The sequence below is a fragment of the Mesorhizobium sp. M0062 genome (genome assembly GCF_040323125.1).
Lineage (GTDB): Bacteria > Pseudomonadota > Alphaproteobacteria > Rhizobiales > Rhizobiaceae > Mesorhizobium.
In genome coordinates, this window is the sequence record NZ_JAMYUO010000007.1 from 1 (window position 1) to 14,795 (window position 14,795).

At 62.4% G+C, this 14,795-nt stretch carries 19 protein-coding genes and 3 tRNA genes; 7 read left to right on the plus strand and 15 right to left on the minus strand.

Annotation, left to right across the window (positions count from 1 at the left end; genetic code table 11):
- Positions 1-175: GTP-binding protein (locus NKJ64_RS10675; RefSeq protein WP_352462613.1), on the minus strand; the 175-nt coding region annotated here is incomplete at its 3' end.
- Between the two features lie 313 nt (positions 176-488).
- On the opposite strand from NKJ64_RS10675, the gene NKJ64_RS10680 reads away from it, so the two are divergent.
- Positions 489-1,376, plus strand: a complete 888-nt coding sequence (locus NKJ64_RS10680) for a DMT family transporter (RefSeq protein ID WP_023695297.1) — start codon at positions 489-491, stop codon at positions 1,374-1,376.
- A gap of 66 nt (positions 1,377-1,442) precedes the next feature.
- On the opposite strand, the gene NKJ64_RS10685 is transcribed toward NKJ64_RS10680, so the two are convergent.
- Entirely contained in the window at positions 1,443-1,700 is a 258-nt protein-coding gene (locus NKJ64_RS10685) for a GlsB/YeaQ/YmgE family stress response membrane protein (RefSeq protein ID WP_023667446.1), read from the minus strand.
- Between the two features lie 131 nt (positions 1,701-1,831).
- On the opposite strand from NKJ64_RS10685, the gene NKJ64_RS10690 reads away from it, so the two are divergent.
- Positions 1,832-2,308 (plus strand): YidB family protein, encoded by a 477-nt coding sequence (locus tag NKJ64_RS10690; protein WP_352462516.1) that lies wholly within the window; start codon positions 1,832-1,834, stop codon positions 2,306-2,308.
- Here NKJ64_RS10690 and NKJ64_RS10695 read toward each other — a convergent pair.
- Positions 2,305-3,192, minus strand: coding sequence for a helix-turn-helix transcriptional regulator (locus NKJ64_RS10695; RefSeq protein WP_352462517.1), 888 nt, complete (start codon positions 3,190-3,192; stop codon positions 2,305-2,307). The genes NKJ64_RS10690 and NKJ64_RS10695 overlap by 4 nt on opposite strands.
- A gap of 194 nt (positions 3,193-3,386) precedes the next feature.
- On the opposite strand from NKJ64_RS10695, the gene NKJ64_RS10700 reads away from it, so the two are divergent.
- Positions 3,387-3,776, plus strand: coding sequence for a VOC family protein (locus NKJ64_RS10700; protein ID WP_023829540.1), 390 nt, complete (start codon positions 3,387-3,389; stop codon positions 3,774-3,776).
- Between the two features lie 8 nt (positions 3,777-3,784).
- Here the strand turns inward: NKJ64_RS10700 and NKJ64_RS10705 are convergent.
- From NKJ64_RS10705 to NKJ64_RS10715, 3 genes are all read right to left on the minus strand, one after another.
- A tRNA-Gly gene (locus tag NKJ64_RS10705) sits at positions 3,785-3,858 on the minus strand.
- A 28-nt stretch (positions 3,859-3,886) separates the two neighbouring features.
- Positions 3,887-3,971, minus strand: a tRNA-Tyr gene (locus NKJ64_RS10710).
- Complete coding sequence (locus NKJ64_RS10715; RefSeq protein ID WP_023818201.1) at positions 3,950-4,183, minus strand: hypothetical protein; 234 nt, start codon at positions 4,181-4,183, stop codon at positions 3,950-3,952. The genes NKJ64_RS10710 and NKJ64_RS10715 overlap by 22 nt, the downstream gene beginning before the upstream one ends.
- On the opposite strand from NKJ64_RS10715, the gene rlmB reads away from it, so the two are divergent.
- The gene (gene rlmB / locus NKJ64_RS10720; RefSeq protein ID WP_023667451.1) at positions 4,182-5,033 is read left to right on the plus strand and encodes a 23S rRNA (guanosine(2251)-2'-O)-methyltransferase RlmB; all 852 of its coding nucleotides are present in this window, start codon (positions 4,182-4,184) and stop codon (positions 5,031-5,033) included. The two genes, NKJ64_RS10715 and rlmB, sit on opposite strands and share 2 nt — an antisense overlap.
- Positions 5,034-5,076: 43 nt before the next feature.
- On the opposite strand, the gene NKJ64_RS10725 is transcribed toward rlmB, so the two are convergent.
- The 3 genes from NKJ64_RS10725 to gcl form a co-directional block, all read right to left on the minus strand.
- Positions 5,077-6,021 carry a 2-hydroxy-3-oxopropionate reductase gene (locus NKJ64_RS10725; protein ID WP_155923842.1) on the minus strand — a complete coding sequence of 315 codons (945 nt, stop codon included), beginning with the start codon at positions 6,019-6,021 and terminating at the stop codon, positions 5,077-5,079.
- Positions 6,022-6,182: 161 nt separating this feature from the next.
- Positions 6,183-6,980, minus strand: coding sequence for a hydroxypyruvate isomerase (gene hyi, locus NKJ64_RS10730; RefSeq protein ID WP_023715773.1), 798 nt, complete (start codon positions 6,978-6,980; stop codon positions 6,183-6,185).
- 168 nt (positions 6,981-7,148) lie between these two features.
- Positions 7,149-8,930, minus strand: coding sequence for a glyoxylate carboligase (gene gcl, locus NKJ64_RS10735; protein ID WP_027050436.1), 1,782 nt, complete (start codon positions 8,928-8,930; stop codon positions 7,149-7,151).
- Between the two features lie 203 nt (positions 8,931-9,133).
- Here gcl and bhcR point away from each other — a divergent pair, with 203 nt between their 5' ends.
- Entirely contained in the window at positions 9,134-9,952 is an 819-nt protein-coding gene (bhcR, locus tag NKJ64_RS10740; RefSeq protein ID WP_023667454.1) for an HTH-type transcriptional regulator BhcR, read from the plus strand.
- A 47-nt stretch (positions 9,953-9,999) separates the two neighbouring features.
- Positions 10,000-10,356, plus strand: coding sequence for a hypothetical protein (locus NKJ64_RS10745; RefSeq protein ID WP_286487386.1), 357 nt, complete (start codon positions 10,000-10,002; stop codon positions 10,354-10,356).
- A gap of 73 nt (positions 10,357-10,429) precedes the next feature.
- On the opposite strand, the gene NKJ64_RS10750 is transcribed toward NKJ64_RS10745, so the two are convergent.
- From NKJ64_RS10750 to NKJ64_RS10760, 3 genes are all read right to left on the minus strand, one after another.
- Complete coding sequence (locus NKJ64_RS10750) at positions 10,430-10,738, minus strand: BA14K family protein (protein ID WP_023667455.1); 309 nt, start codon at positions 10,736-10,738, stop codon at positions 10,430-10,432.
- A gap of 202 nt (positions 10,739-10,940) precedes the next feature.
- On the minus strand, positions 10,941-11,150 hold the full coding sequence (locus NKJ64_RS10755; RefSeq protein ID WP_023829537.1) for a hypothetical protein: 210 nt from the start codon (positions 11,148-11,150) through the stop codon (positions 10,941-10,943).
- Between the two features lie 120 nt (positions 11,151-11,270).
- A complete protein-coding gene (locus tag NKJ64_RS10760) occupies positions 11,271-11,453 on the minus strand; it encodes a hypothetical protein (RefSeq protein ID WP_023829536.1) in 183 nt (60 codons plus the stop codon).
- A 158-nt stretch (positions 11,454-11,611) separates the two neighbouring features.
- On the opposite strand from NKJ64_RS10760, the gene NKJ64_RS10765 reads away from it, so the two are divergent.
- Positions 11,612-11,687, plus strand: a tRNA-Thr gene (locus NKJ64_RS10765).
- A gap of 126 nt (positions 11,688-11,813) precedes the next feature.
- Here NKJ64_RS10765 and NKJ64_RS10770 read toward each other — a convergent pair.
- From NKJ64_RS10770 to NKJ64_RS10780, 3 genes are all read right to left on the minus strand, one after another.
- Positions 11,814-12,365, minus strand: a complete 552-nt coding sequence (locus NKJ64_RS10770) for a DUF2569 family protein (RefSeq protein ID WP_023741405.1) — start codon at positions 12,363-12,365, stop codon at positions 11,814-11,816.
- 143 nt (positions 12,366-12,508) lie between these two features.
- Positions 12,509-13,198, minus strand: a complete 690-nt coding sequence (locus NKJ64_RS10775) for a TetR/AcrR family transcriptional regulator (protein WP_023828626.1) — start codon at positions 13,196-13,198, stop codon at positions 12,509-12,511.
- Positions 13,199-13,267: 69 nt separating this feature from the next.
- Positions 13,268-14,695 (minus strand): amidase, encoded by a 1,428-nt coding sequence (locus NKJ64_RS10780; protein WP_023828627.1) that lies wholly within the window; start codon positions 14,693-14,695, stop codon positions 13,268-13,270.
- Between the last annotated feature and the right edge of the window lie 100 nt (positions 14,696-14,795).

Sequence of the window (14,795 nt, forward strand, 5' to 3'; positions counted from 1 at the left end):
AAATCGTGATGCCGCGGGCCTTCTCTTCGGGCGCCGCATCGATCTGGTCGTAGCGCTTGTACTCGCCAAAATACTTCGTGATCGCCGCCGTCAGCGACGTCTTGCCATGATCGACGTGGCCAATCGTGCCAATGTTCACATGAGGCTTGTTACGCTCGAATTTACCTTTTGCCATAGTCTCTTTCCTTGGACGGCCTTGACCTTCAGTTCAGTCGAATGCGGGGCGATTAGCGACTACGGCCGAAAAACACAAGTGCCTTGTGGCCGGGTGCGCTGTCCACTCGGTCTCAACCGATGATCCGATTGCGGGGATGTGGCGCTGATATAGGAACGCGCGAGCGGAAATGAAATGGGGGCTGCGGGCTCCAGCACCTGTTTGCTATTCCCGCCCATGTCCTGTCCCGCCCATGTCCTGGCCTTTGCCTGCCGGATTTGCAGCCGGCGCCTGGCCCATTGCCGCTGCGGCGGCGGTCTGATTTGGTTGCCCCATGCAATTCATACCGACCTCCATACGCGGCCCGCTGTTCATGATCGTTTCGACGGGGTCGTACCTCGTCAACGACACGATGATGAAGCTCGCCACAGCGGGATTGCCGTCCTATGAAGTGCTGTTCCTGCGCGGGGTCGCGGCCACGCTATGGGGCATGCCGCTGCTGTTCCTGCTGGGCTATCGCAGGCAGATCCCTTTGATCTTCGACAAACGCGTGCTGCGCCGCAACCTGCTCGAGCTGGCGGCCATCCTTTGCTACGTCGTGGCGCTGGCCAACATGCAGATCGCCGATTCGACCGCGCTCGGGCAGATCACCCCGCTTTTGATGCTGGTCGGCTCCTCCATCCTGTTCGGCGAACGGATCGGCGGCGTGCGCATGGCGCTGATCGGGCTCGGCTTCATCGGTGCGCTTATGGTGGCCCAGCCGACCATGCAGGGCATCTCGGTCTATGCGTTGCTGGCGCTCGGCAACGCGGCATTGGCAGCGGCACGCGATCTTGCCGGCAGGCGGGTCGCGGCCGAGGTGCCGGGCATGATCGTCGCCATTTCCGCCGTCGTGGTGGTGCTGATCGGCGCGGGCGCCGCGCATCTCGTTTCCGAGCGCTGGGTGATGCCGGAAGCCCGGCACCTGCTGCTCATGGCCGGCGCCGGATTCTTCCTGATCTTCGGCCATTTCTTCATCTTCATGGCCTATCGCGTCGGTCCGACCGGCATCGTGGCGCCGTTCTACTACTGTTTCACCGTCTGGGCGGTCATCTCAGGCGTGCTGGTGTTCGGGCAGTTCCCGAATGCCCTGGCGGTCTGCGGCATCCTGCTGGTGGTCGCGAGCGGGCTGACCATCGTCTCGCTCGATGAACGCAAACGAAGGCTGACCGTCGTCGCCTGACCTTCAAGTCAACGCGTCGAAGCAGGTTCGGCCGTCCTGCGGTTCAACCAGTCGGCAGACTGGCGCCTAAAGCGTTCGCTTGCCGGAGAACTGGTGATAGGCCCACAGCACGACCACCGCGCCGATGACGGCGACGATCAGGCTCCAGATGTTGAGGCCGGTCACGCCCGTGGCGCCAAAGGCGCTGAAGATCAGCCCTCCGACGATGGCGCCGACAATGCCGAGCACGATATCCATGATCAGGCCCTGGCCGGTCTTGTTGACGATCTTGCTGCCGATAAAGCCGGCGATGACGCCGAGGATGATCCAACTGATAATGCCCATTTTTCCTCTCCATTCCCCCGCCGGCCGATCATGGTCACATGATTGTCAAAAGCTCAAGCCAACTTGAATTTCCGCCCGCATGCTCCATTGTAGCCGGCGGGACGGGCTTGGTCGTTATGGAGGATTGACCTATGGGACTTTTTGACAACGCCGTACCCGGCGGCAACATCACCAAACCGCTGATGATCGCGCTCGGCGCGCTGCTGGTGGGAAAGATGCTGAGCGGCAGAAGCGCCGAACAGACGAGTGCCGAAGAGACGGGCGAGCCCGCCCAGCCTCAAACGCCAGCCCCCACCGGAACCACGGCCTCAGGCGACGGCGGCCTGCTTGGCGGACTGGGCGGACTGCTCGACAAGCTCAAGAATGCCGGCCAAGGCAATGTTGCTGACTCCTGGGTCGGCACCGGGCAGAACCAGCCGATCAACGCCAATGATCTCGGCAAGGCGATCGGCCCGCAGGTCATTCGAGAGATCGCGCAAAGGACCGGACTGGACGAGCAGGAGTTGCTCAATCAATTGTCCACAGCCCTGCCCGGCATTGTCGACAGACTGACGCCGAACGGACAGGTGCCGCAGCAACACCAGGTCGCGTCCGCTTTCAACAGCTAGACTTCTGCGCCTGCATCACGCGCAAACACGCCCGGCACCGCCTTGCGGCTGTCGGGCGTTGCTCCGACCAGCGCGGCGAACCGCCTGGCAGTCGACGCATCGACCGGCGTGTAGACGGAAACCGAGAAATCACTGTCGCGGCCGCCCGGCTGCAGCGTGGCGAAATCGAACGACATCGCGCCGGCGACAGGGTGCCGGATGGATTTCCGCCAGATCGGTGGCTCGGCGATGTCGCGGCTGTTCCAGCACGTGGCGAACGCTTCGCTTGCCGCTTTCAGTGACGAAACCAGTGTGGCCAGCACCGGATCGCGAGTCATGGCGACAGTGGCAAGCCGGAACTGCGCCGCCGCCGAGCGCGAAACCTCCGGCCAGTCGACAAAACGCTGCCGCCATTCCAGGTCGAGAAACAGCCGGGCGAGCAGGCTGCCGGACCACTCATCATCCGTCTCGAAATCCCCAAGCAGCACCGCCGCGGGGTGGTTCCAGGCGACGACCTGCCAGTAGCGATTGACGACATATGCCGGGTGCGGCGCCAGCCCGTCGAGCAGGCTGAGCAACGGCGCGCTGGGCAGGCCTTGCTCGCCGAGCCGGTTTCGCCAGTCGAGATCGGGCCGCGCCAATTGGAACAGATAGGCCTGCTCGGACCGGCTCAGCTTCAGCACCCGCGCTAGCGAGCGAAGCACCTGCGGCGACGCGTTCACCTCCCGTCCCTGCTCGAGCCAGGTGTACCAGGTGGTGCTGATCCCCGCCTCGGCGGCGACCTCTTCGCGCCTGAGGCCCGGTGCCCGGCGGCGGCCATTGGCGCCATCGATCCGCGGCAAGCGGTCCCGCCGCTCGCGCAGGAAGCGGGCAAGCTCGTCGCGCCGTGGGCGGTCATACGTCATTCTGTCACCGTCAATACCAGTATAAACGGTAGTCTTGTACCCCTTTAAAGGCAAGCTAGATTGCGGGCGATCGCCTGAAAGGATCGCCCATGCACCTCACCCGACGCTGGCTGTTTCCGCTCGCCGTCACTTGCGTCGTGTCCGGAAAGGCGTGGGCCATCGAGGCCCACAACGCAACCCAAAGGACACCACCAATGAACGCGCTCAATGAAATCCGTCAGATCGACTACACCGTCATCTTCGCCCGCGACATGTCCGCCATGCGGCACTTCTACGGGGATGTGATGGAATTTGAGCTGAAGCGCGAGCTTAGCGAACGCTGGATCGAATACCGAGTCGGCCTGAACACGCTGGCCTTGACCAGCCTCGGCATGATGTTCAACGACACGCCGCAGCAGCGGGATGCGCTGTCGCTGCAGCTGGCATTCCGGGTGGCGCCGGAGATGGTCGCTGCCTGCGCCGAGGCGCTTCAGGCCAAGGGCGTGCAGCCGGTCCTGCCGCTCACCGACCAGGAATGGGGCCACAGGACAGTGTTCTTCCGCGATCCGGATGGCAACGTTGTCGAGATATTCGCAGAGATCTGATGAGTGTTTGGAGCGGGTAGCGGGAATCGAACCCGCATATTCAGCTTGGAAGGCTGCTGCTCTACCACTGAGCTATACCCGCATCGTCCTCAAGGTTCGCGGGCTGGCAGTGGTGGAGAGGGTTGGATTCGAACCAACGTAAGCTAAGCTAACGGATTTACAGTCCGTCCCCTTTAACCACTCGGGCACCTCTCCAGCCTGCCGTCGAAGCCTTGCAACGAGGCATTCTCGCCGATCAGGTCGAAACCAGGGTTTTGTCCGAAATCAGCGAAGCGCCTTATGGCGGCAAGGCCAGTGGGTGTCAACCGCACCCCAAGGCAAAATGCGCTGAATTTGACAGCCTGCCCGGCAAGCCGGGTTTCTGCCTGTATCCACAGCCCGGCGACGCGGCTATAGAAGCCGGCCATGAGCAATGACAACACGCCCAAGACCGCCAAAGACACCCATTACGCCAAGCTGCGCCGCGCCCATCGCGACGAGAAGGCCGGCGGCGCGCCCGCCTTCCGGCCGCGCCAGCCGGTGCCGCCGGGCGAGAACGCCGCCGACGGGCTGGTGCGGCTTTATGGCCTGCACACGGTGCGCGCCGCGCTCGACAATCCGCGCCGGCGGATCAGAAAGATGTTGGTGACGCGCAATGCCGCCGAGCGGCTGGCGATCGCCGACCTCGCCGCTTTGCCGTTCAAGGCCGAACTGGTCGAGCCGAAGGACATCGACAAGATCACCGGTTCGGACGCCGTCCACCAGGGCGTGCTGATCGAGGCCGAGCCGCTGAAGCCCAAGCGCCTTGACGCGCTCGGCGATACCAAACTGGTGCTGGTGCTCGACCAGGTCACCGACCCGCACAATGTCGGCGCCATCCTGCGCTCGGCGGTCGCCTTCGGCGCCGGTGCGCTGATCACCACGGCCCGCCACAGCCCGCAGGAATCCGGCGTGCTGGCCAAATCCGCCTCCGGCGCGCTGGAACATATCGACCAGGTCGAGGTGAAGAACCTCGCCGACGCGCTGGAACAGCTGCACGAAGCCGGCTTCCAGACCATCGGCCTCGATTCGGACGGGCCGGCCGAACTCGAAACGAGTTTTTCAGGCGAAAAGATAGCCCTGGTGCTCGGCGCCGAAGGCAAGGGCCTGCGCCAGAAGACGCGCGAGACGGTGACGACACTCGCCCGCCTCGACATGCCCGGCGCCATCCGCTCGCTCAACGTGTCGAACGCCGCGGCGGTGAGCCTTTATGCGGCACGGAAGTTCCTTGGAAAGTGAATAGTGAATGCTGAATGGAAAGCGTTCTTACCGTCACCGTTCACTATTCACCCACTTCATGCCCCGCCATCCGCTCCAGCGCCCGCACCAGCGCCGAATGATCCTCTTTCGCCCCGCCATTCGCCGCGCACGAGTTGAACAGCTGCTGCGTCGTCGAGGTGTTGGGCAATGAGACGCCGAGCGCCTTGGCGCCTTCCAGCGCCAGGCTGAGATCCTTCTGGTGCAGTTCGATGCGGAAGCCCGGCGCGAAGGTGCGCTTTATCATGCGCTCGCCATGCACCTCGAGGATGCGCGATGCCGCCAGCCCGCCCATCAGCGCCTGCCGGACCTTGGCGGGGTCGGCGCCGGCTTTTGCGGCAAAGACCAGCGCCTCGGCGACCGCCTCGATGGTCAGGGCTACGACGATCTGGTTGGCAACCTTGGTGGTCTGGCCGACGCCGTTCGGGCCGACAAGCGTGACGTTCTTGCCCATCTTTTCGAACACGGGCTTGGCGCGCTCGAACGCCTTGTCCTCGCCGCCGACCATGATGGTCAGGGACGCCGCCTTTGCGCCGACCTCGCCGCCCGACACCGGCGCGTCAAGATAGTCGCAGCCGAGATCGTTGATCTTTTTGGCAAAGGTCTTGGTCTCGATCGGCGAGATCGAGCTCATGTCGATGACGAGCTTGCCCTTGCTCAGGCCGGATGCAACACCATTGTCGCCGAACAGCACCTCGGCAACCTGCGGGGTGTCAGGAACCATGGTGATGACGATATCGGCGGCTTTCGCCACTGCCGCGTGGCCGGTGATGCTTCTCAAGCCCTTGGCGACGAGGTCGGCCGGCGGCTTCGAGCGGTGGTCGCTGGCAATGACGGTGTAGCCGGCATCCAGGAGATGCCCGGCCATCGGCGCGCCCATAATGCCAAGGCCGATGAAGCCGATGGTTTCCATTGTTTTCTCCTTTGTTGAGGCTGAGTTCCTTCGCGCCCCCTCTGGCCTGCCGGCCATCTCCCCCACTTGTGGGGAGATTGGCAGTTTCGGCGCCTCGCTCACCCTGCAATGTTGGGGATTGGCGAAAAGCCGGGATGACGTCCGATCTCCCCACCTGTGGGGGAGATGGCCGGCAGGCCAGAGGGGGGCGCGAAGGAACGCGACTTCAATCGTAACAGCTAAGCCGCGGCACTCCCCTGCCCGTTAAGCTCCCGAAACCACCCCAGCCCAGCCTCCGTCCCCGCCTTCGGTTTGTATTCCGCTCCGACCCAGCCGGAATAGCCGATCCTGTCGATATGCTCGTAGAGGAAGGGATAATTGATCTCGCCCGTCCCCGGCTCGTGACGGCCGGGATTGTCCGCAAGCTGGATATGCGCGATGCGGCCGAGGTTGGCCTCGATGGTACGGGCGAGATCCCCCTCCATGATCTGCATGTGATAGATGTCGTATTGCAGGAACAGGTTCTTCGAACCGACGCGCTCGATCAGCGCCAGCGCCTGCTCCGAATAGTTCAGGAAAAAACCCGGTATGTCGCGCGTGTTGATCGGCTCGATCAAAAGCCGGATGCCGGCCTGCTCCAGTTTCTCGGCTGCAAACGCGAGGTTCTCGGCTAAAGTATTTTCCAGCACCGAACGATCCACGCCCTGCGGCGCGATGCCGGCGAGGCAATTGACCTGCTCGCAGCCGAGCGCATGGGCATAGCTGATCGCCTTGGCGATGCCTTGCCGGAATTCTGGCGCGCGGTCGGGCAAAACCGCGATGCCGCGCTCGCCGTTGCCCCAGTCGCCGGCCGGGAGGTTGAACAGCACCTGTGTCAGGCCGTTCTTCTTCAGCCGGGCCGCGACCACGTCAGGCGTATGATCATAGGGGCCGATATATTCGACGCCCTTGAAGCCGGCGCGGGCTGCGGCATCGAAGCGATCGAGGAACTCATGCTCGCCAAAGAGCATCGACAGATTGGCTGAAAAACGCGGCATTCTTTTTCTCCTTCTTCTGCTTGGCCCTAGGCGTGTTGAGATTCAGGTCGGGCAGAGTCGAAAACGGTGACTTTCGAAAACCGGAGCGGAACGTACTTTCTGTACGTGAGCACCGGAAGCGCAGGAAGGCGCCGTTTGCAGGCCTGTCTCACCTGAATATCGGCGCGCCTAATCGAGCAACACAATCGCCGTTGGCGCATCCTCATGGCTTTCGGCAAGGTCCTCGAATTCGGTGATCTTGTCGATTTCCGTGCCCATGGAAATGTTGGTGACGCGCTCGAGGATGAATTCGAGCACCACCGGCACCTGGTATTCCTTCATCAGCCGCTGCGCTTCCTTGAACGCGCCGGCGAACTCTTCCGGTTTGCGCACCCGGACCGCCTTGCAGCCCATCGCTTCTGCGACCGCGACATGATCGACGCCGTAGCCGGCCTCCGGATCGTTGGCGCGGTTGACGTTCTCGAAGGCCAGGCTCACCTCGAAATCCATCGCAAAACCGCGCTGCGCCTGGCGGATCAGGCCGAGATAGGCATTGTTCACGACGACATGGATATACGGCAGTTTGTGCTGTGCGCCGGCCGCCAGTTCCTCGATCATGAACTGGAAGTCGTAGTCGCCCGACAGCGCCACGATGGTGCGATCCGGATCGGCGGCGCGCACGCCAAGCGCTGCCGGCAGCGTCCAGCCGAGCGGGCCGGCCTGGCCGCAATTGATCCAGTTGCGCGGCTTGTAGACATGCAGGAACTGCGCCCCGGCGATCTGCGAGAGGCCGATCGTGGTGACGTAGGTGGTGTCACGGCCGAACGACTTGTTCATCTCCTCATAGACGCGCTGCGGCTTCAGCGGCACCTGCTCGAAATGCGTCTTGCGCTTCATCGTCTTCTTGCGGGTCTGGCATTCCTTCGCCCAGCCCGACCAGTCGCGCAGCTTTCCTGCCGTCTTCCATTCGGTGGCGACGTCGAGCAGCATCTTTAGTGCCGCACCGGCGTCCGAGACGACGCCGAGATCCGGCGCGAACACCCGGCCGATCTGGGTCGGTTCGATGTCGACATGGATGAATTTCTTGCCCTTGGTGTAGACATCGACCGAACCGGTGTGGCGGTTGGCCCAGCGATTGCCGATGCCAAAGACGAAATCGGCTTCCAACATCGTCGCATTGCCGTAGCGATGCGAGGTCTGCAGCCCGCACATGCCGGCCATCAGCCGGTGGTCGTCGGGGATCGCGCCCCAGCCCATTAGCGTCGGGATGACCGGCACGCCCGTTATCTCGGCAAATTCGATCAACAGATCCGACGCATCGGCGTTGATGATGCCGCCGCCGGCGACGATCAGCGGCTTTTCCGCGGCATTGAGCATCGCCAAGGCCTTTTCGGCCTGGGCGCGCGACATTGCCGGCTTGAACGGGACCAGCGGTTCATAGGCATCGATATCGAATTCGATCTCGGCCAATTGCACGTCGACCGGCAGGTCGATGAGCACCGGGCCCGGTCGCGACGAGCGCATCAGATGAAATGCCTTCTGCAGCGCCATCGGCACGAGATAGGGCTCCATGACCGTGACCGCCCATTTGGCGACGGGTGCGGCTATGGCGGCGATATCGACCGCCTGGAAATCCTCCTTGTTGAGCCGTGCCCGCGGCGCCTGACCAGTGATGCACAGGATCGGGATGGAGTCCGCCGCCGCCGAATAGAGCCCGGTGACCATGTCGGTGCCGGCCGGGCCCGACGTGCCGATGCACAGCCCGATATTGCCTGATTTGGCTCTCGTGTAGCCTTCGGCCATATGCGAGGCCGCTTCGACGTGACGAGCCAGGATGTGGCGGATCGAGCCCCTCGCCTTCAGCGCCGAATAGAACGGATTGATCGCCGCGCCCGGCACACCGAAGCCGCAGGAAACGCCTTCCTTTTCGAGAACGAGAACCGCTGCATCGACAGCGCGCATCCTGGCCATGTCCAGCCTCCTCAAGATTGTTGGTTGGTTGACAATGCCAGTGTCGTTTTCATTTTTCAATTTTTTCAGAATAATTTTTCATTTCGAGAAAACCGCTTCTATACACTGATTCCCCTAGGTTTTTCGTTTTCCATGAATCCGCCATCAAAATCGATGAAAAAGTTTTTCATTGCGATTTCGGCGAAACCGGCGACAATGCCGCCATGGAAACCAGCGAAAAACGCCAGCGCGGCCGGCCGCGCGCTTTCAACGGTCCGTCCGAGGCCGGTTCTGTACAGTCGCTGGACCGGGCCTTGCGCATCCTGGCCATCGTCGCTGAAGGCAGTGGCCTGTCGCTGAGCGAGATTTCGGCGCGCAGCGAGCTCGCGGCGTCCACCGCCTACCGCATGCTGACGACGCTGCAGAACCACGGCATGGTCGAGTTCGATACATCGGACCAGCTGTGGTCGATCGGCGTCGAGACCTACCGCATGGGTGCCGCCTTCCTGCGCCGCCGCAAGCTTGTCGACCGGGCCCGCGTGGTCATGCAGGAATTGATGGAGAAGACCGGTGAAACCGCCAATCTCGGCGTCGCCGAGGACGATTGCGTCGTTTTCGTCAGCCAGGTCGAGACCCATCAGGCGATCCGCGCCTTCTTCCGCCCGGGCACGCGCAGCTCCTTCCATGCCTCGGGCATCGGCAAGGCGGTGCTGGCGCAGCTCGAGCCGGAACGCGTCGCCGCCATCCTGCGCAAGTCGGGCCTGCAGCGCTTCACCGACAAGACGCTGTCCGACATTTCGGCGCTGGCCCATGACCTGGCTGTCATCAAGCACCGCGGCTGGTCGGTCGACGACGAGGAGCGGCATCCCGGCATGCGCTGCGTGGCCGCCGCCATTTTCAACGAGTTCGGCGAGCCGATCGGCGGTGTCTCGGTCTCCGGACCGACGGTGCGGGTGACGATGGAGCGGCTGGACGAGATCGGGCCGCTGGTGCGCGACGCCGCCGCTGAGGTGACGAGGATGATCGGCGGGTTCCGATCATAATGCGGAGAACGCTTCAGCTTTTGCTCGCCGCTTCACTGTGCGGATGCGTGGCGACGGCGCCCGAGCCCGCCCCTGTCTCCGAGCAAGTCAGCGAGATTCCGATCTCGCTCGCTTTGGAGGAGACAATCACGATCGGAATTCGCCAGCATTTGCAGGATCCTGCGTCCGCCAAATTCGGGACGATGCGCGCCGGCGAGCGGACGCTCAACGGCCGCCGGGAAGTCCTGGTCTGCGGCCATGTCGCGGCGAAGTCCGGTGGTCATACAACAGACCAACCATTCGCCGCCAAGATCTATCCGGATGAAAGAAGCAGGTTCGAACTCATCGCCATGGGCGATCAATCGCAGAATGCCAGCGTTGCCGGCACCTGCCGTGCAGCCGGATTGCCGATCTTCAAACCATAGCCCGCACCGCACTCAATGCAGAAAGGAGGGGCTGCGTACAGCCCCCCTTTCCGTATTGTGTGCCTTCCCTCTCTTAGAGGCGGCAATAGTGGCGGTAGCCGTCATAGCCGACATAGGTGTCGGAGTACGGATCGTAACTGGCGTAGCGGTTGGCGCAGCGGCGGACGTGCCAGGAGCCACCCTCGTCGTCGACATAGACGGTGCGGGGCTGCTGGTTGAGCAGGCTGCCGAGCACGAACCCGCCGACGCCGGCGGCGATGCCGATGCCGATTTCGCGGTTGTGGTGATGGCTGTGGGCGGCCGAGGGCTGGACGGTGCCGACCAGCGAGGTGGCGGCGACGGTGCTGGCGATGAGGGCAGAAGCGATTTTGCGCGTGAACATGACGATCTCCTTGTTTCGTTGCGAGAGGCGATCCATCCGCCTCTTGATCATCTGTCGTTTCGGCGCGGAAAAAGGTTCGAAAGAATTTGGGATTTTCTTGAAGGCCGGAAATCAGCCGATGGAAACCAAGATCTGATCGATCGAGCGCTCAACGCAAAAAAGGGCGGCCGAAGCCGCCCTTCCGCGAGGCAGGTCGTCTCGCTCAAAGGAAGATGATCACCTTGCCGTGGTGATGATGATGCTTGTGGTGATGGTGCTTGTGGTGATGGTTCCACCACCAAGAGGGCTTGTCGTGGTGCTTGTGATGGTGGTGATGATGGCTGTGAGCGGAGGACGACTGCACGGTACCGGCGAGCGCGCCGGTGGCGACGAAGATGGCGACCAGGCCCGAAGTAAGACTGCGCTTCAACATGATGATCTCCTTGATCGAGGCGACCATTCGCCTCTGGAGATCAGTCGCGGTGACGTGGTGAAAGGTTCGAGGTTTTGAGCGAGTAGTGAGTAGTCAATGGTCCGAAAGGCGTTCGCCCATTCACCATCCACCATTCATCCCCATCCCAGTCACATGCCGCAGCCAAAACGCCATCGCGATAAAACCGACGATGGCGGCGATGCCGGTCCAGTCGACATTGGCGCTCTTCACGTCCCTGATGAGCTTTACCGCAAGCAGCCAGGCAATGACGACAAGCGGCAGGATGATGACAAGTCTGATCATGCGACACCCCGTTCGATGCGTTTGCACCTGAGAGATATGTAGGGATCGCATTGGCGGTTTTCAGCATGGCGGCCCGCCCACCTCGGCGGGGTCCATTAGCGATCGAAAACGGAGTTTTGTCTTTACTGGCGCACGAAATATGCTAACCGGAGCGCCGTGCCCTTGTAGCTCAGCTGGTAGAGCAGCGGTTTTGTAAACCGAAGGTCGGCGGTTCGATTCCGTCCGGGGGCACCACCCTTCGCTCTTCGAGCTTCGGGTGGCAGGCCACTCGAAGCTCGTTAGTCGAAGGAGGACTGCCGACGGTTCTATTCGGCGGAGCTGGCAGCACGACATCAGGCCAACTCGCAGCCGTCGGACCTTCTAGGAAAATGTGGCAGCCTGTATGGCCGCCGTATCGCCGAACGTGTTTCTCACCCTGACCGACCTGTATACATAAGCGGCCCAGATCCCTGTGACTATGAAGGATGCCAAAGGTGTAACCAGAGCCCCTCCGGCAAGCAAACGGTTTACCGGGACACCAAGCACAGTCGATATCCAAACTGTGTCCAGTACGAATAAGAGAGGGATCGCGAACCACAGACATATGAACAGCTGCGGAAAGCGGTGGCTTCGCCGCAGCATCGAAACAAGCACGACCAGCTGAAGCATCAGAAATGCCAGATTGAGGGCTGCCTCGCCATAGATGGCCAAGGCCCCGTTGGGCACTGTAACAAGCTGTTGGTAGGTTTTGACCAGACTGGCCATATCGACAAGTGTGCGCAACGGCAAAAGGGACAGACTGATCGCCAGCAGGATCAGCCAGCCGCCGAACCCCACGAGGTCATCTGGGCTCTGTGAGGATTTGCGCGACGACCGGACGGCGAAGAAAACCGGCACACCAATCAGCAACAGAAGTATCGCCCAATGCCACATCTACCCACCCTCGAATGCATCCTTAGGTTGTTTAAATCGCACCTCTGGATTGTGCAAGCATTTTTACAGAGATCAAGGCATCGTAGAGATTTTCGGGTTTAGGTTTGCAGAGGACGCTTTCCGTCGCTCGCAATGGCCGCATCTCACCCCAAGTCAAAATGCCGCGGAAAGGCCTCGTGCAGCAGGAGCAGCATGGTCTTGCGCAGCACGTCGGTGTCGCGGCTGGACGGGTTGAGATGGTCCCAATACCAGGCGCCGTGAACCAGATAATTCAGGCTCTCCGACAGCGTGTCTATGTCGACGCCGGTGTAACCGCCGCTGCGCGAAATCTCGATCAGCAGTTCGCGCGCTTCGGCCGTGTAGGCGAGATCGCTGGGCAGGCCTATCTCGTTGTAGATCTGCATGCTCTTGCGGTCGCTGGAGAACACGACGAAGACGGAAACCCATTTCGGATGCTGCCGGGCAAAGCGCTGCGCGCAGTCGACCGCGCCCAACACCCGCTCCACCGGCGACAGGCCGGGCGCCCGCACCAGCGTCAGCCACAGCGCGTCATATTGGTCGCTGAGATATTGCAGCACGGCTCGGAACAGGTTCTCCTTGCTGCGAAAATGGAAGACCACCAGTGCGTTGGACGAGCCGACATGCCCGGCAATGCGCTGCATGGTGACGCTGGCCAGCCCCTCCTCCGCGATGAGCTCGATGGTGGCGTCGATGATGCGCTGGACGCTCGCTTCGCCGCGCTCGCGCCGGCGGTCCTTGGGCGCGGCGTCGTTCGCCGCACCCTTGGCCGCCTTGCTTTTTCCCGCATCCGGAGTGGCTATGCGTTGCGCCATTGTCGTCAGGCCTTTCCCCGGCGGCCGAAACATCCCGCCGCTGCCTTGGCATGCCGGCGCCCTGCGGACTCACAGCGTCGGGCGTGTCCCGGCATTCGTGTACCACTGACCACGAGCCGTCTCATAGGCCATACCCGCCCGGAACACGTCAGCGTCGCTATAGGTGCGGCCGACAATCTGGATGCCTGTCGGCACGCCATTGGCGGCGCGGCCCGACGGCATCGACAGAACCGGGCAGCGGCTCAGCATGTTGAACGGCGTCGTCATCACCCAGCCCAGCGACGGGTTCACCTCTCGTCCATTGATCTCGACCTTGCCTTTGGTCTGATCGAATTCCGCCGGCACCGCGGGAAGCGCATTGGTCGGGCAGATCAACACATCGTATTTTTCCAGCAACGGCCCCAGCGTCTGGTACATCCTGGCCGCCACGTCCAAAGTTGCGACAAAGTCCGTGGCCTTCGACTTCTGGCCGTCCTGCGCAAACTGCCTGGCATAGCTGGTCATGTCCTTGCCGTGCTTGGCGAGCAGCGGCGACAGCGAGGCGCCGAAGAGATGTTCGAGATAGGCCATGCCGGCCCTGAGCACCTCGTCGCCCCAACCGAGATCGACTTCCTCGACAGTGGCGCCGAGCGAGCGGAACACATCGCAGGCAGCGAGCGTGTTCTTGCGCACGTCCGCATCCACCTCGAAGGACCCGAGATCCATGGAGAATGCGAGCTTCCAACCCTTGATCGGCTTGTAGTCGAGCGGCAGGCGCAGTTTCGGGCGCAGCGTGGCGATGTCGAGCGGGCTCGGCCCGGCCATGACGTTCTGCAGCAGGATCGCATCCCCGACGTTTCGGGCCAAGGGCCCGGTGTGGCAGTAGAAATCGAGATTGAACGGCGGCTCATCGGGATTGCGGCCGTAAGGCGGCTTGAAGCCGACCAGGCCGCAGGCCGAGGCAGGGATGCGGATTGAGCCCGCTATGTCCGAGCCGGTTGCGATCGACGACGTGCCGGAGGCCAGCGTTGCCGCCGAACCTCCCGACGAACCGCCCGGCGTGAAATCCGGGTTCCAGGGGTTGCGCGTGACGCCCCAGCGCTTCGACCAGGTATAACCGGCGCAGCTGAATTCGGGCGTCGCCGTGCGGGCGTGGACGATGCCGCCGGCCTTCATGACACGCTCGTTCATCGTCGAGGTATGGCCGCCAAGCGCGTCCCCGGACAGCAGCGAGCCATGCGAGGTCGGCTTGCCCTTGATGTAGCTCTCATCCTTGATGCCGATCGGCAGGCCCTCGAGCGCGCCGGTCCTGGCGCCTCTGGCGTATTTCGCCTCGGCTTTTCTGGCGAGATCCATCGCCTCGTCGAAATGCGTGAAGGTGAGGCAATTGATCGTTTCTTTCGTCGCCTCGGCGCGGCGGATGGTGGCCTGCATCAGTTCCACAGGCGATAGTTTCTTCGCCTTGAACAGCCGCAACGCCTCGCTGGCCGGCATGTAGCAAAGGTTGAGATCGGACATCGAAAATCTCCCGCGGCGGCTTTACGGCATCTGGCATTGGCGATGGCAGGGCCGCGATCCGCGGCCCGATGTTTGGTGGTCAGCTTCGGCTGGCGGGGCC